Source organism: Nocardia sp. NPDC003693, assembly GCF_053981095.1.
This window is the reverse complement of record NZ_JBSFNO010000015.1, coordinates 25,919-49,179: the sequence shown is the minus strand read 5'-3', so window position 1 is coordinate 49,179 and position 23,261 is coordinate 25,919. Positions and strand designations below refer to the sequence as shown.

Genomic DNA, 23,261 nt, shown 5'->3' with positions numbered 1-23,261 from the left:
CCTCAGCGCTCGGGCGGGATCACCGGGGAGTCCCAGGCCCGGGCGAAGCGCCGCTTGTCGACCGCGTTGGTCTCCCGGCTGCGGTACACCACGTACGGTCGCACCAGGTAGCCGATCGGCGCGCTGAACATGTGCACGAGCCGGGTGTACGGCCAGACCCCGATGAGGGTGATCACGATGAGCCCGTGCGCCTGGAAGGTCCACGGCGTGCCCACCATGAGCTCCGGCTGCGGATGCGCGGTGAAAAGACTACGGAACCAGGGCGATACGGTCTCGCGGTAGTTGTACGTGCCCCACAGCAGGTTGCTGCCCACGGTGTTGAGCAGACCCGTGATGAGCGCACCCGCCAGCAGGGCGTACATGAACTTGTCGTTGGTCGTGGTCGCCTGCCGCACGGCCGGCACGGTGAAGCGCCGGTACAGCAGAATGGCGATGCCGAGGATGACCGCGACGCCCGCGACCGTGCCCGCCGACACCGCGACCACGTGGTACAGGTGATCGGAGATGCCGATGGCGGCGGTCCAGGACGCCGGGATCAGTACGCCCAGCACGTGTCCGCCGAAGACGCCGAGCATGCCGAAGTGGAACAGCGGACTGCCCAGGCGCAGCAGCCGGGATTCGTAGATCTGCGAAGACCGTGTGGTCCAGCCGAATTGGTCGTTGCGATACCGCCACAGGTGGCCCAGCACGAACGAGGTGAAGGCGACGTAGGGCAGTGTCATCCACAGGGTGCTGGTCATCGGCGGCCTTCCGCTCCGGTGAAGGACAGGGGGTCCATGGCGAACGGCTCCAGGCCGACTTCTTCCTCGGGCGGTCCCTGCGCGGCGAGTTCGGCGATGCGCCTGCGGTCGGCGGTGGTGACCGGCGGCAGCGTCGCGGTGACGGCGGCCAGAACGCCGGCGTACGGTGATCCGCTGTCGGACAGCGAGAGTCGCAGGAGTTCCAGCACGGGGACGTGTTCGCCGAGCAGGCGTTCGCCGCCCACCGGGTCGACGGTGGCCGCGAATTCCAGCAGTACCGGCAGGAAGTCGGGCAGTTCCTCGTCGCCGAGTTCCATCCCCGCGTGCCGGTAGGCGTGCTTGAACCGCAGCAGCGCCATACCGCGCTTGCGGGTGTCGCCGTACGCGTAGTAGCTCAGGTGCAGGCTGGCCCGGCGGCGCATGTCGAAGGTCTCGACGTACTCCCGCGCCAGCGCGATGGGCGTGCCCGCGCGCAGGTGCTCGATGATCGGGTCCAGGTGCACGCGAACCGAATTCGGCAGTTCGGCAACCGCCGCGGCCAATTCGCCGGCCATCTCCAGCGCGGTGACGCTCGGATAGTCCAGCAGCAGCGCGCCGAGCCGCCAGACCAGTCGCCGGTCGCGGTCCGAGAGTTCGACGGTGGGTTCGGGCCGCCTGCGCAGTTTCAGCAGGTTCATGGCGTGACTCCGGTGGATTCGGCGGCGGCCGCCCCGAGGCCGTCCGGGAGGCGACGATCGGCCCGGGCGTTGGGGTAGTCCAGCGGGAGTGCGCCGAGCCGCCAGGCCAGCCGGGCGTCGTGCTCGACGGCGGGGACGGCTGGTGCGGGCCGGCGGCGCAGGGTGAACAGCTTCATCGGTTCGCTCCCGCCGGGAGGGTGGCTCCGGGCTCGTTCGCGGCGCCGCCGTTGCCGTTGGCGCTGTGACCGTTGCCGTTGGCTCCGGACCCGTTGTGCCCGTTGCCGTTCGACCCGTTGCCGTTCGAGCCGTTGCGTCCCGGCAGCAGTCCCGAGGCGTTCTTACCGTCCCAGTTGAGCAGGTTGATCCGCGTGGACTTCTCCTCCGGCGCGGCCCCGTTGGTATCGGTGAGGTGGAACTTCTCCGCCATCACGTCGAAGGCCGTCATGCCGGGCCCGCCGTCGGTGTCGAGGCTGCAGCCGGTGGCCAGCGAATCCAGTTCGTGCGCCCGCGAGGTCGCGCCCTGCGGAATCACGTACCGGTGCTCGTACTTGGCGATGGCCAGCAGCCGGTACATGGCCTCGATCTCCTCCGGCTCGAGCCCCACCGAATCCGGAATGGTGAGATCGGGTTCCTGGCCGAGGTTGATCGAGCGCATGAACGCGCGCATGCCCGCGAGCCGCTGCAGCGAGGAGCGCACCGGGCCGAGTTCACCGGCGGTGAAGAGTTCGGCCAGGTATTCCAGCGGAATCCGCAGCGCGTCGATGGCGCCGAAGAGATTGTCGACGTTCTCGCCGTCGTGCCCGGTCTCGGACAGCACGTCCACCACCGGCGACAGCGGCGGCACGTACCAGACCATCGGCATGGTGCGGTACTCCGGATGCAGCGGCAGCGCGATCTGGTAGTCGACGATGAGCTTGTAGCACGGCGAATCCTGGGCAGCCTGAATCCATTCCGGCGAGATGCCGGCCCGTTCGGCCTCGGCGATCACGCGCGGATCATGCGGATTGAGGAAGACGCCCAGCTGCGCGGGGTACAGATCCTTGTCGTCCTTGACCTCGCACGCGGCCTGTACGGCATCGGCGTCGTACAGCATGACGCCGATGTACCGCAGTCGCCCGACACAGGTTTCCGAGCACACGGTCGGGATGCCGACCTCCACGCGCGGGTAGCAGAAGGTGCACTTCTCCGCCTTGCCCGTCTTGTGGTTGAAGTAGATCTTCTTGTACGGGCAACTGCTCACGCACTGCCGCCAGCCGCGGCACTTGTCCTGGTCGACGAGCACGATGCCGTCCTCGGAGCGCTTGTAGATGGCGCCCGAGGGGCAGGCCGCCGCGCACGAGGGGTTGAGGCAGTGCTCGCAGATGCGCGGCAGGTAGAACATGAAGGTCTCCTCGAATTCGAGTTTGACCTTGTCCTCCAGCTTGCCGAGCAGTGGATCCTTGGCGACCTGCTCGGGGCCCGAGCCCAGCGAGTCGTCCCAGTTCGCGCCCCAGGTGACCTTGGCGTCCTCGCCGGTGATGAGCGATTTCGGCCGGGCCACCGGGCTGGTGTCCATGGCGGGCGCCGAGAGCAGGTTCTCGTAGTCGTAGCTCCACGGGTCGTAGTAGTCCGACACCGTGGGCAGATCCGGATTGGCGAAGATGTTGAGCAGTCGCTTCATCCGCGAGCCGGACTTGAGGGTGAGTTTGCCCTTCTTGTTGAGGGTCCACCCGCCCTTCCACTTCTCCTGGTCCTCGTACCGGCGCGGATAGCCCTGTCCCGGACGGGTTTCCACGTTGTTGAACCAGACGTACTCGGTGCCGCCGCGGTTGGTCCACGCCTGCTTGCAGGTGACCGAGCAGGTGTGGCAGCCGATGCACTTGTCGAGGTTCATGACCATCGCGAGCTGTGCCATGACGCGCATGTCAGTACTCCACTTCCTGCGAGCGCTTACGAATCGTCGTCACTTCGTCGCGTTGATTTCCGGTGGGGCCGTGGTAGTTCAGCGCGAAGGACTGCTGGGCGTAACCACCGATGAGATGCGACGGCTTGATCATGATGCGGGTGAGCGCATTGTGAATGCCGCCGCGTTTGCCGCGACCCTTGAAGTCGTCGGGCTGGTCGGCGCCGTTGCCGTTGGAGCCGTTGCCGTTGGAACCGTTGCCGCCCTTGCCGTTCGTCGTGGTCGGTGGCCCTTCGATGCGCGGCACGTTCACCGTGCGGTCCTGGGCGTGGTACATGAACACCGTGCCCTCGGGCATGCGGTGCGACACGATCGCCCGGGCCACCACCACGCCGTTGCGGTTGACGGCCTCGATCCAATCGTTGTCCGACACACCGATCTTCGCGGCGTCGACGTTCGACATCCAGATGGCCTGACCGCCGCGCGAGAGCGTGAGCATGTGCAGGTTGTCCTGGTACGCCGAGTGGATCGACCACTTGGAGTGCGGGGTCAGGTAGCGCACCGTCACCCCGCCGTGCTCGTTGACCGAGCCGATGCCGGGCTCGCTGAACAGCGCCGTCATGTCCAGCGGCGGCCGGTAGATCGGCAGCTGTTCGCCGAGTTCGATCATCCAGTCGTGATCGAGGTAGAAGTGCTGGCGCCCGGTGAGGGTGTGCCAGGGCTTGAGCCGCTCGGTGTTGATCGTGAAGGGCGAGTAGCGACGGCCGCCGGTCTCGCTGCCCGACCATTCGGGCGAGGTGATGACGGGCACCGGCCGGGCCTGGGTGTCCGCGAAGGTGATGCGCTTGCCCTCGTGCTCGGCCGCCAGATCCGCCATCTTGGTGCCGGTACGCTCCTCGAGATCCTCGAAGCCCTCCACGGCGAGGCGGCCGTTGGTGGTGCCGGACAGCGCGAGGATCGTCTCGGCGGCGTGGGTGTCCTTGGCCAGCGACGGACGGCCCTGTGCCACACCGGAAACGACGGTTCCGTTCTGACCCCTGAGGTACTCGACCTCCTCGGCCGGATGGGTGACCACGCCCTTGGTGGTGAGCCCCAGCGTCTCGACCAACGGTCCCAGCGCGGCCATCTTCTCGGCGACGGCGGGGTAATTCCGTTCCACCACCACGAGTTTGGGCATGGTCTTACCCGGAACGGGCTCGCATTCGCCCTTCTTCCAGTCCAGTACGCGCCCGCCGGCCTGGGCCAGCGCGTCGGCGGTGTCGTGCTGCAGCGGCACCGCCACGATGTCCTTGCGGACGCCGAGGTGCTTCTCGGCCAGCCAGGAGAAGCCGCGCGCGATGCGGTGGAAGGCGTCGAAGTCGGTGCGGGTCTCCCACGGCGGGGAGATGGCCGGGGTGAAGGCGTGCACGAAGGGGTGCATGTCGGTGGAGGACAGATCGTGCTTCTCGTACCAGGTGGCGGCGGGCAGCACGATGTCGGAGTACATGGTGGTGCTGGTCATGCGGAAGTCCAGTGACAGCAGCAGATCCAGCTTGCCGGTCGCGCCCTCCTCGCGCCAGACCAGCTCCTGCGGCCGCACGCCGGTGGCCTCGCCGGTCTGCAGGTTGGAGTCCGCGCCCAGCAGATGCTTGTGGAAGTACTCGTTGCCCTTGCCCGAGGAGCCGAGCAGGTTCGCGCGCCACACGGTGAGCACGCGCGGGAAGTTCTCCGGGGCGTCGGGATCCTCGCAGGCGAACCGCAGCTCACCGGACTTCAGGCCCTCGACCACGTAGTCGGCCGCGCTCGTGCCCGCGGCCTCGGCCTCGTCGGCCAGATCCAGGGGATTGCGGTTCAGCGTCGGGTAGGACGGCATCCAGCCCAACCGCGTTGCGAGCGCGATGTTGTCGGCGGCGGTGCGCCCGGCGAACTCGCCCTTGGCCAGCGGCGAGGCGAACGCCTCGGAGGTGAAGGGGTCGTAGCGCCACTGGTCGTTGGTCAGGTACCAGAACACGGTGCCCTGCATCTGGCGTGGCGGCCGCTGCCAGTCCAGGCCGAAAGCCAGTGTGGCCCAGCCGGTTACCGGACGGCACTTCTCCTGGCCCACGTAGTGCGCCCAGCCGCCGCCGTTCACGCCCTGGCAGCCGGTGAGCAGCGTCAGGGTGAAGAAGGCGCGGTAGATCTGATCCGAGTGGAACCAGTGGTTGGTGCCCGCGCCCATGAGGATCATCGAGCGCCCGCCGGATTTATCGGCGTTGTCGGCGAATTCGCGGGCGATGCGCGCCGCCTGGACGGCGGGGACGCCGGTGATCTGTTCCTGCCAGGCCGGTGTGTACGGCTCGCTGGGATCGTCGTACCCGGTAGGCCAGCTGCCGGGCAGCCCCGATCGCGCTACCCCGTACTGGGCCAGCAACAGGTCGAACACCGTCGTCACCCGCTTACCCGCCACGACGGTGGTCGGCACACCGCGCGTGAGGACGCCCGCGGTGGGCTCGTCGAAGCGGGGGAACTGCACGGCCGCAGCGTCGTCGGTGCGACCGTGCAGAGTCAACAGGGGATCGACGTCCCCGAGGTCCAGGTTCCACTTACCCTTGCCCGCTTCGGTGAAGCGATCGCCGAGGGATCCGTTGGGCACCTGGGGATTTGCCTCGCCGTCGAGCAATACCGGCTTGAATTCCGCACCCTCGCCGGTCTCGCCGAGGTCGGCGGCGGTGAGGAACTTGCCCGGTACCGCGACGCCGTCCTTGTCCTCGAGCGTGATGAGGTACGGCAGGTCGGTGTAGCGCTTGATGTAGTCGTCGAAGCGCTCGGTGCGCTTGGCGACGAAGAACTCGTTGAGCACGACGTGGCCCATGGCCATGGCCAGCGCGGCGTCGGTGCCGGGGCGCGCGGGCATCCACTCGTCGGCGAACTTGGTGTTGTCGGCGTAGTCGGGCGACACCACGACGACCTTCTGGCCCCGGTAGCGGGCCTCGGTCATGTAGTGCGCGTCCGGGGTTCGGGTCACCGGGACGTTGGAGCCCCACATGATGAGGTAGCCGGCGTCGAACCAGTCTGCGGACTCGGGCACGTCGGTCTGGTCGCCGAAGACCTGCGGCGAGGCCACCGGCAGGTCGGCGTACCAGTCGTAGAACGACAGCATCGAGCCGCCGATCAGCGAGATGAAGCGCGCGCCGACGGCGTGGCTGACCATGGACATGGCCGGAATCGGGGAGAAGCCGGCGACGCGGTCCGGGCCGTACTTCTTGATGGTGTGCACGTGGGCGGCGGCGGCCATCTCGGCGGCCTCCCACCATTCGGCGCGCACGAAGCCGCCGCGACCGCGAGCGGACTTGTAGGACTCGGCCTTCGCGGGATCCTCGACGATGGACTCCCACGCCAGCACCGGATCCTTGAGCCGGGTCTTGGCCTCGCGGTACAGCTCCAGCAGCACGCCGCGCACGTACGGGTAGCGGATGCGCGCGGGGGAGTAGGTGTACCAGGAGAACGACGCGCCGCGCGGGCAGCCGCGGGGCTCGTACTCGGGCTTGTCCGAACCCACCGAGGGGTAGTCGGTCTGCTGGGATTCCCAGGTGATCACGCCGTCCTTGACGTAGATCTTCCAGGAGCACGAACCGGTGCAGTTCACACCGTGCGTGGAGCGCACCACCTTGTCGTGGGACCAGCGATCACGATAGAACTCGTCGGCCTCGCGCCCGCCCACCCGATGCAGGGTGCGCAGATCGCCGGAAACCTCGCCGCGATTGAAGTACTTTCCCAGTCGAAGAAGTGCATCCGCGGAGGAAGTTCCGGTATGCGAGTTAGCCATGACGCCCCCATCGAGTGAGAAAAACCGGGCTGCTGGCTCGACTGTAGGGACGACATTGCGGGCATCAAAACCAGGTTCTCACAGTGCGCGACGGCCGCCGGTGAGTTGTGAGATCGCCGCAACCTCACGGTCACTGCGCGATAGCGGCAATACCCCCGGTGATCGCGCGTGACCTGCGGTTACCGAGGGTGAACCGCTGAAATACAGCCCGTTCCAGGGGTTCCGGAGGTGTCACGGTGATGCTTTGGAAACGGCTGGTTCTCCGGCGGTTTACATTTGTTAACACGTTTCGGAAGGGGACCTGTACGCGATTTTCCGCCAACCCGGCTACCGTGTCGCCGCTTCGGAGTGGCGTGGATTACCCGTCGGTATTCGCGTTTGCTGAATAATCGCCACCGAATTCGGCGGCACCGGGCGCGCGGTACGAAATGCGGAGTGTGACATCCCGAATCGGACATTCGAACCGCGTCCGCATCGCGGAGCGCCCGTAAATCCCCATTCCATCCGAACGGGACACGCGGTCGCGGCGCGCGGGCGGGGACGTGCTCCGTCCCCGCCCGCGCCGCCGGTGTGCGCGGTTCAGGCCACGGGCGTGGTGTCCCGGGGCCGCTTGAACCAGGCCGAGGCGTTGCGCCCGGACAGCAGGATCACCAGTGCCACCCCCGCGATGAAGCCCAGTGGTCCGGGCGGTGACTGGCTCGCCGCCCCGCCGAGTCCCATGAACGCGGTGATGACCGCGAAGACGATCGAGGTCACCCGCAGTCCGTTGCCGCCCGAACCGTAGGCGAACGCCAGGCTGGCCAGCACGATGGGGGCGAAGAAGCCGCCGACCGCCGCACCCGCGAGGTAGGCGTTGCCCACCATCGTCGCCGCGACGATCACCGCGATGCCCAATCCCCCGAAGAGGAAGGCGATCACCCGCGCCGCCTTCACCGCCGAGGGCATGACCGTAATCGGCGTGTACGGCCCATAGGGGTTGTAGCCGTGGGGATTCGGGGGATAGCCGTAGCCCGCGTCCCCGCCCGCCGGGAACGGTGGCATGGGGTCGTAGCCGCCGGCGGGCGGTGGTGGATAGGCGCTCGGCGGCGGTGCGGAGCTCGCGGCCGGGGCGTTGCCCAGCGCCGGAAACGGTGTCGTCGGTGGGTAATTCGGGGTCTGCTCGCTCGCGGGCGGCGGTGCCGCGGCCGCCGGGGCCGATTGTCCCCACACCGCGGGCAGTTCGGCCGTGCCGTGCGGTGAGCGCCTGCCCGGCGCGTGATCGGCTGTCGCGCCCGCGTTCGTATGCTCGCCCTCGCGCGGGTCTTTCCCCAGTTCCACCGGTACATCCTCTGCAGTTGTGCGCCCGGCCTCCGTCCCGCCGGGTACTCCGCTCCGCACGCTAGCAGTGGTCCCCGACACAGCGGCGCGGTCTGGATCACACATTCTTCAGAAGGTGACCGAAGTCGTGGGACGAATCGGTGGCATCCCGCCGCGCCTCGCGCTAGATTGGAGTCATTCCAGAAAACGACCATCGTTCAGAAGGAGTGCGATATGACCACCACACTGTCCCGGACCCCGATCACCAGCCCGCTGGGTAAGGCCGAGCAGAAGGCGGTCGGCCTGGCCCTGCAGTCGGCGCTGACCGATCTCGTCGATCTGTCGCTGCTGGCCAAGCAGGCGCACTGGAACGTGGTGGGCCGCGACTTCAAGACCGTGCACCTGCACCTGGACGAGGTGGTCGACAGCGCCCGCGAGTTCTCCGACGCCGTCGCCGAACGTGCTGCGGCACTGGGTATCTCCCCGGACGGCCGCGCGGCGACCGTCGCCGAGGCCAAGGGCCTGCCGCAGCTGCCCACCGGCTACCTGCGCACCCATGAAGCGGTATCGGGCATCGTCGAGGTACTGGACAAGCTGACCCAGCGCCTGCGCGGCCATATCGCCGCCACCGAGACCGCGGACCCGGTCACCCAGGATCTGTTCATCTCCATCACGGCCAAGATCGAGGAGCATCGCTGGATGTTCCAGGCCCAGCTCGCGGACTGACCGGCGGCCGAACGGGAGCACAGCCCACTCCCGTTCGGCGAACGGCTTTTCGCACGGCGCGGAACCGGACGTCCGGAACGCGACCGGTTGCGAGCGCCCGGCCACCGACCATCGAAAGCCCGCCCGGCCTGCTGACGCCGGGCGGGCTTTCGCACGGGATCTCTATTCCGCGATCAGCTCCGCCTCGGAGTCCAGCGCCCGCTGTGTCTCCTCCGGGACGCCGATCGAGCCCGGCAGGTAGGTGACCGAGCGCAGCGCGCCCGAGTAGCGGAAGACGCCACGGCGTTCGCGCAGGTCCCAGGAGACCGGGCCGCGGGCGTCGAGCCCGACGGTGATGCCCGTCCACGGCGCCATGCCCACCAGTTGCACCTGGTCCGTCAGCACGGCGGCCTGCACGCCGTCGATGCCGAGGGAGAAGTCCCAGCGCAGATGCGGCCGCACCGTCGCGGACACGCTCAGATTCCGGCTGCCCGCCGGGATGGGACCGGCGTCCACGGTGTGCTCGCGGCCGTAGGCGTTGTAGGTGAAGTGCAGGCGATCGTGCTCCACGTAGAGCACATAGCCGCCGAGCGGATCACCGTGCGACACGAGCACACCCGCGTCTCCCGGCTCGAACCCGGCGAGTTCGGCGGCGATGGTGAAGTCCCGGTACGCGATCAGGCGCTGGGAGCGGTACCGCTCGAGCGTGGCGGTGCCGGGCAGGATGCGCACGCGGTCGGTGAGCCGCGCCTCCTCGGGCCGGCGCAGGGCCAGATCCTGGCGCGTGAGCAGCGGGAACACCGTGTTGTTCCAGGCGGCCTCGTCCCAGGCGGCAGCCAGTTCGGCCACCTTCTCCGGGAATCGCTCGGACAGATCGTGCAGTTCGGTGGGATCGGTGCGGACGTCGAAGAGCTGCCAGCGCGGATCATCGATGCCGCGCGCGGGCTCCAGCAGCGCCAGCAGCTTCCAGCCGTCCCGGTAGAAACCGCGATGCCCGGTCATCTCCGAATACTGTTCGGTGTGCCGGGACACCGCGCCCGGATCACGCAGCACATCGACCGCGGACACGCCGTCGAAATCCTTGGCGGGCAAGCCGTTCCGGACGGTGGGCCGCTCGAGCCCGGCCAGCTCCAGCAGGGTGGGAGCCAGATCGGTGACGTAGGTGTACTCCTGGCGCACGCCCGCGTCATCGGTGGTGCGCGGCAGACCCTTGGGCCAGGACAGGACGAACGGCACCCGCACGCCGCCCGCGAACGTCTGCCCCTTGTAGAAGCGGAACGGGGTGTTGGACGCCTGCCCCCAGCCGCGCGGATAGTGCACGCCCAGCCGGGCCGTGCCGATGAGTTCGTCGTCGTGCGGCACGTCGCGTTCCCAGTCGGGCTCGTCCACCTGGGCGAACTGCGCGAAGTAGGTGCGGGTGCCCTCCGGGCCGCCCTCGGCGGTGCCGCCGTTGTCGGAGGTGAAGACGATGATCGTGTTGTCCAGCTCGCCGAACTGCTCGAGGGTGTCCACGATGCGCCCCAGGCTCTGGTCGATGCTGTCGACCATGCCCGCGTACACCTCCATGTACCGCTCGAAACGCGACTGCTGCTCCGGGGTCAGCGAATCCCACTCCTGCGCTTCGTATCCCGGCTCGGTGTTGCGCGGCTTCTGCTGGGTCCCGGGCGGGAACAGTCCCTGGGCGAGCTGCTCGGCGAATCGGCTCTGCCGCAGGCGATCCCAGCCCTCCTTGTATCTGCCCCGGTACTTGGCCTGATCCGCGGGTTTGGACTGCAACGGCCCGTGCATGGCGGTGTGCGCGAAGTAGAGGAAGAACGGCTTGTCGGCGTCGTGCGCGCGCAGATCCTTGAGATAGCCGATGGCGCGATCGGTGTAATCGTCGGTCAGATAGTAGTCCTCGGGGAACTCCTCGACCTCGACCGCCGAGCTGTCCGAGATCAGCTGGTTCGGATGGTAGAAGGAGTTCAGGCCCTCCAGAGACCCGTAGTACCGGTCGAATCCGCGCTGGGTCGGCCAGGAATCGCGATGCGAGCCCGGATGCAGCGTGGCATCGCGCACCAGATGCCATTTTCCGACCGCGTAGGTGGCATATCCGTTGGCGCGCAGGATCTCCGGCAGCGTGAGCACGTCGTCGGCGAGTTCCAGGCGCAGTCCCGGATATCCCGGATCGGCGTTGGCGACGAAACCGAAGCCCGCGCGATGGGAATTCACTCCGGTCAGCAGCGCCGCCCGGGACGGCGAGCACAGCGGGGTGGTGTGAAAGTTGGTGAGCCGCAGGCCCGTGGCGGCCAGGCGGTCCAGGGTGGGGGTCTCGATCTCCGAGCCGAAGGGCCCGATATCGCTGAAGCCCATATCGTCGACCAGGACCACGATGATGTTGGGCGCGCCGGCGGGGGCGGCGGGCGGGTAGACCCATTCGGGCGTCGACTCGGCGGTGGTGCGGCCGATCTCGCCGGCGAAGTTCTCATAGCCACGGGCATGCGGGGGAACAGGCATCCGCCCAGCAAAGTTCCGGGCACCGCCGCTCGCCAGGGTTTCATTCGTGCTGCGCGCAACCGGTGATCGTGTGCGGACCCGCTGTTAGCGTCGCCGCCATGCACATCGGCCACCCCCGCGCGCCCCGCACCGGATCGCTCCGGTCCCCGCGGGCACAGGGCTGTCCGTACTGTGCCTGACGCGCCGGCCCCGCGCGTAATTCTCCGTTTTCTCAAGTCCCCCAGGTGTGTTCAGCGCACCCCGCCGCCTGTCCAGCGGCTCATATCTCGAGGATCTTCAGATGAATACGTCCCCCCGTGGACTGGATCGCCGTCATTTCCTGCGCAACTCCGGCATCGCCGCGCTCGCCATCTTCGGCGGCGGCGCGCTGGCGGCCTGCACCTCGGCCGTGAATCAGAGCAAAGGTGGCGGCGACGACAACGCGGAGCCCGTGCGCGGCGGCACGCTGAAGTACGGCGTGCAGTTCGACCTGATCCCCTCGAACCTGCTCACCAACACCGGCACCACCCCGGCCGTGGTCGGCCTGGTCTACGAATCGCTGGTGCGCTACCCGCACGACAAGCTGGAGCCGCAGCCGCTGCTGGCGGAGAAGTGGGCGCTGGCCCCGGACGGTAAGTCCATCACCCTGGACCTGCGCAAGGACGTGAAGTTCCACAGCGGCCGCGGCTTCACTGCCAAGGACGTGGAGTTCGCGCTGCGCACCTACGCCGATCCCAAGTGGACCGCGCAGCTCAAGAGCACCGCCGCCGCCATCACCGGCTTCGACATCATCGACCCGTACCGGATCACGCTGAACTTCGCCCATCCGCTGGGCAACATCTTCGACCTGCTCGACACCGTCCCGATCCTGGACAGCGAGAGCATCGACCAGGTCGCCACCGGCGAGAAGCTCGTCGGCACCGGCCCGTTCCGCTTCGTCTCCCGAATTCCCAATCAGCAGTTGGTGTTCGAGCGCAACCCCGACTATCGCGTCCCGGAGCGGCCGTACCTCGACCGGGTCGAGTTCACCGTCATCGCCGACAACCAGGCGCAGCTCAACGCGCTCAAGTCCGGGCAGATCCACTTCGCGGACGCCATCAGCTACCGCGACAACGAGACCCTGGCGAAGAACGACGAGTTCAAGGTCATCGCCTACGAGGGCGCCGAACTGCAGCTGTACGTGGGCGCGAACGTCTCCGACCCCGCCCTCGCCGATGTGAAGCTGCGCCAGGTGATCGCCTACGCGCTCGATCGCGAGCGCATCATCGCCGAGGTCTACCGCGGCGCGGGCTACCCGCTGAACGTGCCGTGGCCCACCGGATCCCCGGCCTTCGACGCCGGCCGCAACACGCGCTATTCGCGAGATGTGGCCAAGGCGAAGCAGATTCTGTCCGGCCTGCCCAAGCCGCCGAAGCTGCCGCTGACCTTCGTCGCGGGCATCTCCGCGTACGAGGCCGCCGCGCAGATCGTGCAGGCCAACCTCGCCGAGGTCGGCGTCGAGGTCGAGCTGCTGCCGATCGACAACGCCACCTTCGTCAAACAGCTCATCGGCGCGCAGTTCCCGGGCCTGTGGATCACCGATCACTCCTGGGCGCAGTTCGTACCCTCGACGCTCACCGTCAGCGCCTACCCCTTCAACGCCCGCAAGAACGCCTCGCGTTTCGAGTCCCCGGCCTACACCGCTGCGGCCGACGCGGCCTGGAAGCTGCCGCAGGGCACCGGCCCCGAGGCCACCAAGGCGTACCAGGCACTGAGCGATCAGCTGCTGGAGGCGCTGTTCCTCATCGAGATCGGCGTCCACCACCCGCAGGGCACCAGCACCCGGAAACTGCACGCGGTCAACTGGACCAAGCGCCGCGAGCTCGATCTGCGCGAGACCTTCCTCGCATGACCGGGTATCTGCTGCGCCGCGTGCCGTCGGCGGTGGCGGTGCTCTTCGGCGCGTCGGTGCTGATCTTCCTGCTGTTGCGGCTGGTCCCCGGTGATCCGGCCACCACGCTGGCCGGGCCCGACGCCGATCCGGAGTCCATCGAGGCCATCCGCCGCCAGCTCGGGCTCGACAAATCCATTCCGGCGCAATACCTGACCTGGGTGAGCGATGTGCTCACCGGTGATCTCGGCCGCTCCTACATCATTGGCGGGCAGATCGCCGATCTGGTCGGGCGCGGGCTCACCAACACCCTGGTGCTCACCGCGTTCGCCCTGCTGCTGGCGGTCACCATCTCGCTGGCCGTCAGCGTCGCCTCGGTGCTGTGGGATCGCAAGTGGCTCAACGCCCTCGTGGCCGCGGCCAACACGGTCGCGGTGGCGGTGCCGGTCTTCGTCACCGGCGTGCTGCTGGTGCTGGTGTTCGCGGTCGCCATCCCGATCCTGCCCGCCGGCGGCGTACCCCCGGACGGGTTCATCGCCCACCCCGACATCGCCGTGCAGTACCTGCTGCTGCCCGGCATCTGCCTGGCGCTGCCGGTGACCGCGGCCCTGACCCGCTTCCTCACCGAGTCGCTGCGCACCGAACTGCGCAAGCCCTACGTGCTGACCGCACGGGCCCTGGGCATCTCGCATCGCGAGATCGTCACCCGCGGCGCGCTGCGCAACGCCCTGCCCACCATGCTGACCGTGCTCGGCATCCAGACCGGGCAGCTGCTGGGCGGCGCGGTGCTGGTGGAGGCCGCCTTCGCCTGGCCCGGCATCGGCCAGCTCATCGAACAGGGCATCAACCGCCGCGACTACCCGGTGGTGCAGGCGCTGCTGCTGTTCTCGGTGGCGGTCTTCGTGGCCATTCAGCTCACCACCGACATCGTGCACGCCTACCTCGACCCCCGCATCCGCATCGGAGGCCGATCGTGACCGGACCGTCTCTCACGAAAATCGCCGCGCCGGACCTCGATTCGGGCGACCTCGATCCCGCGACCGGTGTCGTCGATCGCCGGCCGGATGCGGCGCGCCCGCTGCTGCGGGCCCTGCGCAGGAGGCAGGGCCTGGCCGGGGTGCTGCTGGTCGGCGTCATCGCCCTCGCCGGTCTCGCGGCCGGGCTGCTCACGAACTACGGCCCGCTGGAACAGATTCCGGGCGCGAACCTGGTCGGGCCCAGCTCCGAACACTGGTTCGGCACCGACAACCTCAACCGCGACATCTTCACCCGGGTGCTGTACGGCATTCGCATCGATCTGATCATCGCCCTGGTCGCGGTGCCGATCGGCGCGGTCATCGGGGCGCTCGCGGGCCTGCTGGCCAGCGTGAACACGGTCGCGGATGTCATCACCCAGCGCGTCTTCGACCTGATCCTGGCCTTCCCGGCGCTCATCTTCGCCATCGCGCTGGCCGCGGTCACCGGACCCGGCGCGCACGCGGTGATCATCGTCATCGTGGCCGCCGAGATCCCCATCTTCGGCAGGCAGATCCGCACCGCCATACTGGCCGTGCGCGAGCAGCCCTATGTCGAGGCGTCCGAGGTGATCGGCGCGAGCACCTGGTGGACGCTGCGCAAACACGTGCTGCCCAACGTGATCGAGCCCGTCTCGGTGCAGCTGGCGCTGTCGCTGTCGATCGCGGTCTTCATCGAGGGGGCCATGAGCTTCATCGGCATCGGCGTCCGCCCGCCCGAGCCCTCGCTGGGCTCGCTCATCTCCGCGTCCATCGACAATCTCGACGCCAATCCGGCGTTCGCGGTCGGCCCGCTCGTCGTGGTCTCCGGCCTGACCCTCGGATTCCTGTTGATCGCCCAGGCATTGGGCCGCGCCCGGAGGATCGGATGAGCGACAACGAACAACTCCCCGCCGCGAACACGCTGCTCGACATCCGCGATCTCGCCGTGCGGTTCGGCGACCGCGTGGTCGTGGATCGGGTACGCGTGCACGTGGACCGCGGCGAAACCGTCGCGCTGGTCGGCGAATCCGGCTCCGGCAAGTCCCTGACCGCGCGGGCGGTGCTCGGGCTGCTGCCCGAGGGCGCCCGCGCGACCGGCTCGATCCGGCTGGGCGACACCGAGATCATCGGCACGCCCGACACGGAACTGCGCGCGCTGCGCGGCACCCGGGCCGCGATGGTGTTCCAGGAACCGCAGACCGCGCTGAACCCGGTGCAGAAGATCGGCACCCAGATCGCCCAGGCGCTGCGCGCGCACGCCGCGGGCGCGGCCGGCGGGCGATCGATCAGCAAGGCGGAAGCCAGGACCCGCGCGATCGAGCTGCTCGCCCTGGTCGACATTCCCGAGCCGGACAAGCGCGTGGACTGGTATCCGCACCAGCTCTCCGGCGGGCAGAAGCAGCGCGTGGTCATCGCGCTGGCGCTGTCCGGGGAACCGGATCTGCTCATCGCCGACGAACCCACCACCGCCCTGGACGTGACCGTGCAGGCCGAGATCCTGGATCTGCTGCGGGCCCTGCAGCGCCGCACCGGTACCGCGATCCTGTTCATCACGCACAATCTGGGCGTGGTCGCGGCCATCGCCGATCGCGTGGTCGTCATGCGCGCCGGGCAGGTCGTCGAAACCCGGGACGTGCACGAGCTTTTCGCGAATCCGCGCGAGGAGTACACCCGTACCCTGCTCGCGGCGGTGCCCGCGCTGCCGGAGCGGGCGGCGGTGGGCGAACCGGGCGAACCGGCGGTCGATCCGGTCGCGGCGACCGGTGCCGTATCGCCGATCGCGATCGGGCCGGCGCGATCGCCCGCGCCGACGGCGGACACCGTCGCCGCGCCCGCGGACGCCCGCGCATCGGCCGGGCGGGCCGAACCCGTGCTGCGCGTCGCCGATCTCACCGTCGTCTATCGCCGCGGCCGCAAGCGTTTCCGGGCGCTGGACGGGGTCTCGCTCACGGTGGCGCCCCGCGAGGTGATCGGGCTGGTCGGCGAATCCGGTTCCGGCAAGAGCACTCTCGGCCGCACCGCGCTGGGACTGGTGCCCGCGACGTCGGGTGAGGTGGTGCTGCAGGGTGTTTCGCTGACCGGCCGCTCCGCCCGCGAGCTGCGCGGGCTGCGCAAGAACGTCGCGCTGGTGCACCAGGACGTGACCGCGTCGCTGGATCCGCGCCGCACACTCCAGGATTCCATCGGCGAACCCCTGCTCGTGCACCGCGCCGCCTCCGGCGCGCTGCTGCGCGCGCGAGTGGGTGATCTGCTGGATTCGGTACGCCTGCCGCGCGATTACGCCACCCGCCGCCCGGGCGAGCTCTCGGGCGGGCAGCGCCAGCGCGTCGCCCTGGCGCGGGCCCTGGCCCTGGCGCCACGCCTGCTCATCGCCGACGAGCCGACCAGCGCCCTCGATGTGTCGGTGCAGGCGCAGGTGCTGGACCTGTTCGCCGATCTGCGGGCCGAATACGGCTTCGCCTGCCTGTTCATCAGCCACGACCTGGCCGTGGTCAATCAGATCGCGGACCGCGTCGTGGTGCTGCGCCGGGGCGGCATCGTCGAGACCGGACCGGTCGAGCAGGTGTTTCGCCGGCCCGGCGCGGAGTACACCCGCGAACTCCTGGCGGCGGTGCCGGCGGCGACGCCGCGCCCGCGTTCGTCCGGTCCGCAGGACGCGCCCGGTGTCGCCGCGCCATTCGCGATCGGAGCCTGAGCGCTACGCCGTTCTTTCCCGTATTCACGCTGTTGGGAAGGGCCGTCCGGCCCTTTTCCAATACAGACCAAATGGTTTCATTAGGCCATTCACGGATAACCGCGTCGAGCCCCCAATAGTGGGGGACGAGGGGCCCGGCGTGTTCGCGCGGCAGCACGCAATGGTCGCCCGCGACACCGGAATACGCGTCCGATGGGCGGAAATTCCAGCGCGGCACGATGATCGGGCGGACGCGTTCGCACACCGATACCGGCGTGGGCGCTCGGTGATACAGATTGGGCAACTCGCGTGTGCGCGATTCGGTCCGGAACTGTGGAAACATCCCCTTTCAGGGTGAATTCCGGCGGGACCCGCTTCAACGGGGAGGTGCGGTGATTGCCGGCGGCTGATGAAGGAGGATCGGTGGTCGCCAATATGACATGCGGACGTGATTACGACGCCCTGGAAGCCCCCACGCTCGGGAATCTGCTCCGCAAATTGCGTGATGACCGGGGAGTGTCACGGGAGCGATTGGCCTTCAACGCCGGCGTGAGCGCCAGCTACATAACGCATTTGGAGAAGGGCGATCGCGGAAATCCGACCCGCGAGGTCGTCCAGGCGCTCACCAGATATCTGGATCGCCTCGAGCCGCTGTCGGACTCGGACCGGCGCCAGCTCACCGATCTGGCCGGGCTGCCCGCCGGCGAGTTCCCGACCGTCGAGCAGTTGCGCGCCGCCCTCACCCCGGACCTGCGCCGCATCCTCACCGGGCATCGGCCGGGTCCGGCGGCGTTCATGGACACGCGCGCCAACGTCATCGCCTGGAACGAGGGGTGGGCCGAGGCGTTTCCGGGGCTGATCGACGACGGCAACATGCTGCACTGGTTTTTCAACAACGAACTGGCCACCCGGGTCATGGTGAACTGGGAGTCCGACGCCCGGCTGGTGGTGCGCTGGCTGCGCGGATTGATCGGCCGCTCGGGCAATGTCGCCGGATTCAGCGACCTCATCCGCGACCTCGGCGCGTATCCGAAGTTCCGCCAGGTCTGGGCCGAGGGCGGGGTGGCCTTCGCCCCGCACGTCTGGTCGCTGCACCTGCGCAACCCGGTCACCGGCGTGCGCCGCCGGCTGTACGCCCAGACCGGCCGCCTGGACAGCGGCGCCTACCCGGGCCAGTTGCTCGCCGTACTCGGACTGCCCGGCTGAGTCCCGAACCGGCCACCGTCACCCGAATCAGCGGGACGGTGGCCCCGTGTCGAACGCGGCCGAATCCGTCAGCGGGGCAGCGGAATGAACTCCACCGGTTGCCCGTCCACGGCGTCGGCGGGCACCACCGCGAGCGCGTCCCGGCCGAGCAGATTGGCCAGGTGCGCGGTGCGCAGGCGCACGTCGCCGATCAGCTCACCGGCGGGTCCGAGCCGGACGGGCACGATACGCGGTGCGGGCCCGGCTATTTCGGCGGCGTTCGCCAGCGGCGCGGAGAACGCGGGCGCGGGCGTCGCGCCGGTCAGCCCGTCCCGCAGCGCCGAGATCAGCCCCAGCAGCGTGGACACCGCGGCGTAGGGGTTGCCCGGCAGGCCGAGAACGGCCGGGCCGGTGTCGAGTTGGGCCACCACGGTGGATCCGCCGGGGCGCAGCCGCAGCCGGTTCACCAGCACGCGCGCCCGGGCCCGGTCCAGCGCGGCCCGCAGCTGGTCGGCCGCGCCGCCGCCGGTCGCGCCCACGATGACCAGCAGGTCGCAATCGACCGCCGCGTCGAAGACCTCGTCGAAGGCATTGGCGGTGTCGCGCAGATGGACTCGGTCCACGACGGTGATGCCGGAGGCGGCGAGCAGATCGGGCAGCACCGGCCCGATGGAGTCGCGGGTCTGCCCGGCGTGCAGCGGGCCCTCGCTGCGAATCTCGTCCCCGGTCATGACGATTCGCGCCCGTACCGGCCCGCGCACGGCGACCGTGTGCACTTCGGCGCTGGCGGCCACCGAGATCAGCGCGGTGGTGACCGGCGCGCCCGCGGGCGCGACCTCGTCGCCGGGCTGCCATTCCTCGCCGCGATAGCGCACGTCGTCGCGAATCGGGGTGTCCGGCAGGCGATGCAGCAGCCCGTCCGGGCCCAGGGTGACGAATTCGTCGCGCACGACCGAACCGGTTCCGTCCGGAACGTGCGCGCCCGTGGCGATGCGCACCGCTTCGCCGTCCAGCAGGCCCACCGGGCGCTGCCCGCCCGCGAAGCCGATATCGCGGCGCACCTGCCAGGGGCCCGCGCCGCTGACCGCGTAGCCGTCCATGGCGGAGACGTCGAATCGGGGCAGCGCGCCGGCGGCGGGCATCGGCGCGGCCAGCGCCGCGCCCTTGGCCGTGCGAATCGCGGTGTCGCGCACCGGCAGCCGGGAGATGTTCCGGCGCAGGGTGTCCCGCGCCTCGTCCAGAGTCAGCGGGGTCGCGGCGCGGCCCGCCGCCGCCCGGGCCTGCTGGACGTCGTCGGGGGTGTCGCAATCCTCGATGCCGGACAGCTGGACCGTGACGGTGTCGACCGGCACCAGCGCCTTCATCGGCCGGTTGACCGGCGATTCGAGCTCGCGCAGCGCCGCCAGCAGCGCGGCGCGCCGCCATACGCCGACCAGGTATTGCGGGCGTCCCGCGGCGTCGGCCGCGAAGACCGCGTCGCTACCGGATTCCCTTGCGTGCAGCAGGAGTTCGTCGACCGCGGCCGCTGTGAGAAATGGCATGTCCGCGGCGAGCACGACGATCGATCCGGCCGGGAATTCGCACCCGGCCAGGGCGCCGATCCCGGCCGCGACGGCGGCCACCGGACCGGCTCCGGCGGGCACCTCCTGGGTCTGCAGAATCTCCGGCGCGAGTTCGGGACGATGCGGTCCCACCACCACGACGCGGGTGCACGCCGTGACCGCCCGCAGGGCCGCATCCAGCATGGATCGGCCGCCGACCACGATCGCCGGCTTGTCGACACCGCCCATCCGGCTGGCCCGCCCGCCGGCGAGCACGATGGCGTCGACGGTCGTCACGAGGAGCCGCCGGGGGTGGGGATGATCATGGTTGAAGATGGTAGTTGCCGGTCGATTCCGGACCGCGATCCCGGCCTGCGCCGCGCCCGATTCCTTCGCTTGCTAAGCAATTGCTCATCTCTTCATCGTTATGCGAAGTGCTGCGACACATAGTAGAAATGATCATGTTTTGAACTTCTGCACAATCGCATATGGCAGTATCCGAGGCCAGAGCTGACGGCGTTCCTGGCGATTCGTCACAGTTCACGACAGGCGTTACAGCGGGTCCCGCTGTCCGGAACCGGGTGGTTACCGGATCGATGAAGGTTGGTTTGCTGAATGTTTGTGGAGAGGGAACGGCGTGGTGTTGAGCGTGAAACCGCCTAGAGACTTCGAAGAGCTGAAACCCCCGACCTTCGGTCTGCTGCTGCGAAAGCTGCGCGACGCACGGGGGGTATCGCGCGAAAGACTCGCGTTCAACGCCGGGGTCAGTGCCAGCTACATCAGCCATTTGGAGAAGGGCGATCGCGGCCATCCCACCCGCGAGGTCGTCGACGCGCTCGTCCGCTATCTGGACCGAATAGAGCAGCTCTCCGCGGTCGAACGCCGGCATCTGCTCGATCTCGCCGGTCTGGGCGTGAGCGAATTCCCCACGGTGCAACAACTGCGCGCGGAAATCACCGACGACATGCGCCGCGCACTCGATCTGCACGAACCCAATCTCGCCGCGTACGTCGATACGCGATGGAATGTGCTGGCCTGCAACGCCAGTTACTCCCGTGCGTTCCCCGGACTGGAACAGGATGTCAATATCCTGCGCTGGCTGCTGGGAAACGAGCGCGCCCGCGAAGTGATGCTGGAGTGGGAGGACGAGGTCAGGCTCACCGTGCACTGGCTGCGCGGCCTCATCGCCAGCTCCGGCGACACCGCGTGGTCGGTGGATTTCCTGGCCGAACTCGGCCGCTTCGGCCTGTTCCGCGAGATGTGGGACGAGGGTATCGCCGCCTACGGCAGGCCCCGGGCGATCATGCATCTGAACGACGCTCCGACCGGGCGTTGCCGGGCCATCGCGGTGCAGTTGTTCAGCGTCTTCTCCGCGGCCTATCCGACCCAGATCCAAATCTTCCTCGGCATTCCGACCTGGTGCTCGGACACCGGCGAAATACTCGATCCCGGCCACGTGCGGAGTCTGTCGCAAGAGGATTGACGTGGCGCGCGCCGTGGCCGGGTGGTCCGGTGCGCCTACTGCGCGATATTCATGCCGTCCGCGCCGCGAGCGGTGAACCACGGATTGGCCCGCGGTCTCCTGGGCGGCTGCTCGGCCTGTGCCCGCTGGACCAGCCGAATCAGCAACGGCGCCACCACTTCCGGATGGGTCCATACCGCGCCGTGGCCCGCGCCCGGAATGGTGACCACGCCGTCGGCGCCGGTCAGGCCGGCGGCGAGCAGTTCCGACTTCTGCGCGGTGCTGGTGCCGTCGTGGCTGCCACGCACGACCAGGGCGGGTGCGCCGATCTCGTCGAGCCGGTGCAGCACCGAACGGCGCTGCATCAGGCAGTCCGCGGCCGGCGCGATCGCCCGCCGATCCGCGGCGTACCAGCGGCTGGTCCAGGCCCGCCACTGGCGCGGATCGGAGCCGCCGATCAGCTGCGGCGCCAACTCCGCGACCAGCGGGGCCATCGGCTCTGTGCCGCACCAGCGTTCGAAGAAGGTGCGGTAGAAGGCGAGCTCGGCCGGCGTGCAGGCATCGCCCTCGGTCGACATCAGCGCGAGCCCGCGCACCCGCTCCGGCGCCAGCAGCGCCGCGCGCATCGCGATGAATCCGCCCTGACTCATTCCGCCGATTACCGCTCTGCGGATTTCCAGTTCATCGAGAACGGCGAGGACGTCGGCGGCCATATCCCAATAGGTGAAGGGTTCGCCCTCGGGTGTCTGGGTACGCCCATGGCATCGGGCGTCAACGGTCACGAGATTGATTCCGGCCGCTGCCAGAGGTTCGCGCATGGGTTCGAACATCGTTTCGTCCATGAGAAAACCGTGGGTGAGCAGAAGCGCCGGACCCGGGATGTTGCTGGCAACGAAATGAACTGTGGCTGAACCTGATCGCACATAAGGCATGGTCAGACCGTAAAGGCAGGAAGTGTTCCTGGCCTAATGTTTGCCCGCTCGGTGCCAGGCACCCTTCAGTACTCTTCCCGACCGGTACCAACACTGGCCAGTGTCAGTACTGCTAGGGGTTTGCCCCAGATGCCGCCAAAACTGGACAACATCGCTGTGCGGCCATTTAAATCAGGCCGTGGCGCTTTTGGGACAAGCGCCAATTCCAAGGGAGGAAATCACAATGTTCGACGTCACCACCGCTGCTCGCCATAACGACTTCCGCGTCGATAAGGGGGCCGGACTGCGCGATTCGCTCGAGGGTTTGCTCCTGCACGACGGCACCGGATTGGACGCCCGAATGCGCCACGCGATCACCGCGGTCGTACACCTCGCGGTCGATACGCCGCTGGGCCCGCCGGAGGACGCCGACGAGTTTCTCGGACGCCTCGACGCCGGCTGGCTGTTCGCCGCCTGGAACGAGTGCGACAGCGAGCTCTCGATGCTCAACACCCTGTCCGGCGGGGACGTGCCCGCGCTGTCCTGGTGCGAGCTCATGTTCACCACGGCGCTCGCGCCCTGGTCATCGGCCCCGGCGGCGGTGCACGCGCGGCGCATCTTCCTCAGCGGCGAACAGGCACGTTTGACGGCGGTCGGCGGTGGGGATTGCTCCATGATGGGCCGCATCTGATTTCGCTTCGGCACCTGGCGGAAAAACTATCGAAGAGGGTGGACGTCGTGAAAATGCACTTTACCAATTTCGACGCAATGTTCGAATCGATCTCGCGCCCGCAGGAATTGGAGCCCGCGTCCTGGCATCAGCAGGCGCTGTGCACACAAACCGATCCGGAGGCCTTCTTTCCGGACAAAGGCGGATCCACCCGGGAAGCCAAACGGGTGTGCTCGGCCTGCGAGGTGCGGCGCGAATGCCTGGATTACGCGCTCGCCCACGATCAGCGTTTCGGTATCTGGGGCGGGCTCTCTCCGCGCGAACGCCGTCGCTACAGCGCCGCCTGACCGATATTCGCGCGCGAGCGGGATATGCGCCGGCGCATCGCCGCACC

General features: G+C 68.6%; 18 protein-coding genes. 9 read left to right on the top strand and 9 right to left on the bottom strand.

Going from position 1 to position 23,261, the window contains the following annotated elements:
• Positions 1 to 2: 2 nt before the first annotated feature.
• The 6 genes from narI to ACWDOP_RS18320 all read right to left on the bottom strand — a co-directional run bounded on the left by narI (position 3) and on the right by ACWDOP_RS18320 (position 8,400).
• Positions 3 to 740, bottom strand: coding sequence for a respiratory nitrate reductase subunit gamma (gene narI / locus ACWDOP_RS18345; RefSeq protein WP_456346052.1), 738 nt, complete (start codon positions 738 to 740; stop codon positions 3 to 5).
• Positions 737 to 1,417 carry a nitrate reductase molybdenum cofactor assembly chaperone gene (narJ, locus tag ACWDOP_RS18340; protein WP_456346051.1) on the bottom strand — a complete coding sequence of 227 codons (681 nt, stop codon included), beginning with the start codon at positions 1,415 to 1,417 and terminating at the stop codon, positions 737 to 739. Before narJ ends, narI begins: the two co-directional genes overlap by 4 nt.
• Positions 1,414 to 1,593: a hypothetical protein gene (locus tag ACWDOP_RS18335; RefSeq protein WP_456346050.1), complete on the bottom strand. Its 180-nt coding sequence runs from the start codon at positions 1,591 to 1,593 to the stop codon at positions 1,414 to 1,416. The genes narJ and ACWDOP_RS18335 overlap by 4 nt, the downstream gene beginning before the upstream one ends.
• On the bottom strand, positions 1,590 to 3,311 hold the full coding sequence (gene narH / locus ACWDOP_RS18330; RefSeq protein WP_456346129.1) for a nitrate reductase subunit beta: 1,722 nt from the start codon (positions 3,309 to 3,311) through the stop codon (positions 1,590 to 1,592). Before narH ends, ACWDOP_RS18335 begins: the two co-directional genes overlap by 4 nt.
• A gap of 10 nt (positions 3,312 to 3,321) precedes the next feature.
• Positions 3,322 to 7,083, bottom strand: a complete 3,762-nt coding sequence (locus tag ACWDOP_RS18325; protein WP_456346049.1) for a nitrate reductase subunit alpha — start codon at positions 7,081 to 7,083, stop codon at positions 3,322 to 3,324.
• Positions 7,084 to 7,662: 579 nt separating this feature from the next.
• On the bottom strand, positions 7,663 to 8,400 hold the full coding sequence (locus tag ACWDOP_RS18320; protein ID WP_456346048.1) for a hypothetical protein: 738 nt from the start codon (positions 8,398 to 8,400) through the stop codon (positions 7,663 to 7,665).
• 213 nt (positions 8,401 to 8,613) lie between these two features.
• Between ACWDOP_RS18320 and ACWDOP_RS18315 the strand changes: the two genes are divergently transcribed.
• Positions 8,614 to 9,105 (top strand): Dps family protein, encoded by a 492-nt coding sequence (locus ACWDOP_RS18315; protein ID WP_354987595.1) that lies wholly within the window; start codon positions 8,614 to 8,616, stop codon positions 9,103 to 9,105.
• A gap of 162 nt (positions 9,106 to 9,267) precedes the next feature.
• On the opposite strand, the gene ACWDOP_RS18310 is transcribed toward ACWDOP_RS18315, so the two are convergent.
• Positions 9,268 to 11,580 carry an arylsulfatase gene (locus ACWDOP_RS18310; protein WP_456346047.1) on the bottom strand — a complete coding sequence of 771 codons (2,313 nt, stop codon included), beginning with the start codon at positions 11,578 to 11,580 and terminating at the stop codon, positions 9,268 to 9,270.
• Positions 11,581 to 11,860: 280 nt separating this feature from the next.
• Between ACWDOP_RS18310 and ACWDOP_RS18305 the strand changes: the two genes are divergently transcribed.
• The 5 genes from ACWDOP_RS18305 (at position 11,861) to ACWDOP_RS18285 (ending at position 18,304) form a co-directional block, all read left to right on the top strand.
• Positions 11,861 to 13,450: an ABC transporter substrate-binding protein gene (locus ACWDOP_RS18305; RefSeq protein WP_456346046.1), complete on the top strand. Its 1,590-nt coding sequence runs from the start codon at positions 11,861 to 11,863 to the stop codon at positions 13,448 to 13,450.
• Positions 13,447 to 14,406, top strand: coding sequence for an ABC transporter permease (locus ACWDOP_RS18300; protein WP_454203539.1), 960 nt, complete (start codon positions 13,447 to 13,449; stop codon positions 14,404 to 14,406). The genes ACWDOP_RS18305 and ACWDOP_RS18300 overlap by 4 nt, the downstream gene beginning before the upstream one ends.
• Positions 14,400 to 15,314 (top strand): ABC transporter permease, encoded by a 915-nt coding sequence (locus ACWDOP_RS18295; RefSeq protein WP_456346128.1) that lies wholly within the window; start codon positions 14,400 to 14,402, stop codon positions 15,312 to 15,314. Before ACWDOP_RS18300 ends, ACWDOP_RS18295 begins: the two co-directional genes overlap by 7 nt.
• Positions 15,311 to 17,119 (top strand): dipeptide ABC transporter ATP-binding protein, encoded by a 1,809-nt coding sequence (locus ACWDOP_RS18290; protein WP_456346045.1) that lies wholly within the window; start codon positions 15,311 to 15,313, stop codon positions 17,117 to 17,119. Before ACWDOP_RS18295 ends, ACWDOP_RS18290 begins: the two co-directional genes overlap by 4 nt.
• Positions 17,120 to 17,533: 414 nt before the next feature.
• A complete protein-coding gene (locus ACWDOP_RS18285) occupies positions 17,534 to 18,304 on the top strand; it encodes a helix-turn-helix domain-containing protein (RefSeq protein ID WP_456346044.1) in 771 nt (256 codons plus the stop codon).
• Positions 18,305 to 18,372: 68 nt separating this feature from the next.
• On the opposite strand, the gene ACWDOP_RS18280 is transcribed toward ACWDOP_RS18285, so the two are convergent.
• Positions 18,373 to 20,121, bottom strand: coding sequence for an NTP transferase domain-containing protein (locus tag ACWDOP_RS18280; RefSeq protein WP_456346043.1), 1,749 nt, complete (start codon positions 20,119 to 20,121; stop codon positions 18,373 to 18,375).
• 352 nt (positions 20,122 to 20,473) lie between these two features.
• On the opposite strand from ACWDOP_RS18280, the gene ACWDOP_RS18275 reads away from it, so the two are divergent.
• Positions 20,474 to 21,307: a helix-turn-helix transcriptional regulator gene (locus ACWDOP_RS18275; RefSeq protein ID WP_456346042.1), complete on the top strand. Its 834-nt coding sequence runs from the start codon at positions 20,474 to 20,476 to the stop codon at positions 21,305 to 21,307.
• Between the two features lie 35 nt (positions 21,308 to 21,342).
• On the opposite strand, the gene ACWDOP_RS18270 is transcribed toward ACWDOP_RS18275, so the two are convergent.
• A complete protein-coding gene (locus tag ACWDOP_RS18270; protein WP_456346041.1) occupies positions 21,343 to 22,218 on the bottom strand; it encodes an alpha/beta fold hydrolase in 876 nt (291 codons plus the stop codon).
• Positions 22,219 to 22,441: 223 nt separating this feature from the next.
• Between ACWDOP_RS18270 and ACWDOP_RS18265 the strand changes: the two genes are divergently transcribed.
• Both ACWDOP_RS18265 and ACWDOP_RS18260 read left to right on the top strand, forming a co-directional pair.
• Positions 22,442 to 22,888 (top strand): hypothetical protein, encoded by a 447-nt coding sequence (locus tag ACWDOP_RS18265; RefSeq protein WP_456346040.1) that lies wholly within the window; start codon positions 22,442 to 22,444, stop codon positions 22,886 to 22,888.
• A gap of 77 nt (positions 22,889 to 22,965) precedes the next feature.
• Positions 22,966 to 23,214, top strand: a complete 249-nt coding sequence (locus ACWDOP_RS18260; RefSeq protein ID WP_454203531.1) for a WhiB family transcriptional regulator — start codon at positions 22,966 to 22,968, stop codon at positions 23,212 to 23,214.
• Positions 23,215 to 23,261 lie beyond the last annotated feature (47 nt).

Coding starts and splice junctions, on each gene's coding strand:
- narI (WP_456346052.1), bottom strand. CDS start 740: ATGACCAGCACCCTGTGGATGACACTGCCCTACGTCGCCTTCACCTCG.
- narJ (WP_456346051.1), bottom strand. CDS start 1,417: ATGAACCTGCTGAAACTGCGCAGGCGGCCCGAACCCACCGTCGAACTC.
- ACWDOP_RS18335 (WP_456346050.1), bottom strand. CDS start 1,593: ATGAAGCTGTTCACCCTGCGCCGCCGGCCCGCACCAGCCGTCCCCGCC.
- narH (WP_456346129.1), bottom strand. CDS start 3,311: ATGGCACAGCTCGCGATGGTCATGAACCTCGACAAGTGCATCGGCTGC.
- ACWDOP_RS18325 (WP_456346049.1), bottom strand. CDS start 7,083: ATGGCTAACTCGCATACCGGAACTTCCTCCGCGGATGCACTTCTTCGA.
- ACWDOP_RS18315 (WP_354987595.1), top strand. CDS start 8,614: ATGACCACCACACTGTCCCGGACCCCGATCACCAGCCCGCTGGGTAAG.
- ACWDOP_RS18310 (WP_456346047.1), bottom strand. CDS start 11,580: ATGCCTGTTCCCCCGCATGCCCGTGGCTATGAGAACTTCGCCGGCGAG.
- ACWDOP_RS18305 (WP_456346046.1), top strand. CDS start 11,861: ATGAATACGTCCCCCCGTGGACTGGATCGCCGTCATTTCCTGCGCAAC.
- ACWDOP_RS18300 (WP_454203539.1), top strand. CDS start 13,447: ATGACCGGGTATCTGCTGCGCCGCGTGCCGTCGGCGGTGGCGGTGCTC.
- ACWDOP_RS18290 (WP_456346045.1), top strand. CDS start 15,311: ATGAGCGACAACGAACAACTCCCCGCCGCGAACACGCTGCTCGACATC.
- ACWDOP_RS18285 (WP_456346044.1), top strand. CDS start 17,534: ATGACATGCGGACGTGATTACGACGCCCTGGAAGCCCCCACGCTCGGG.
- ACWDOP_RS18270 (WP_456346041.1), bottom strand. CDS start 22,218: ATGCCTTATGTGCGATCAGGTTCAGCCACAGTTCATTTCGTTGCCAGC.
- ACWDOP_RS18265 (WP_456346040.1), top strand. CDS start 22,442: ATGTTCGACGTCACCACCGCTGCTCGCCATAACGACTTCCGCGTCGAT.
- ACWDOP_RS18260 (WP_454203531.1), top strand. CDS start 22,966: ATGTTCGAATCGATCTCGCGCCCGCAGGAATTGGAGCCCGCGTCCTGG.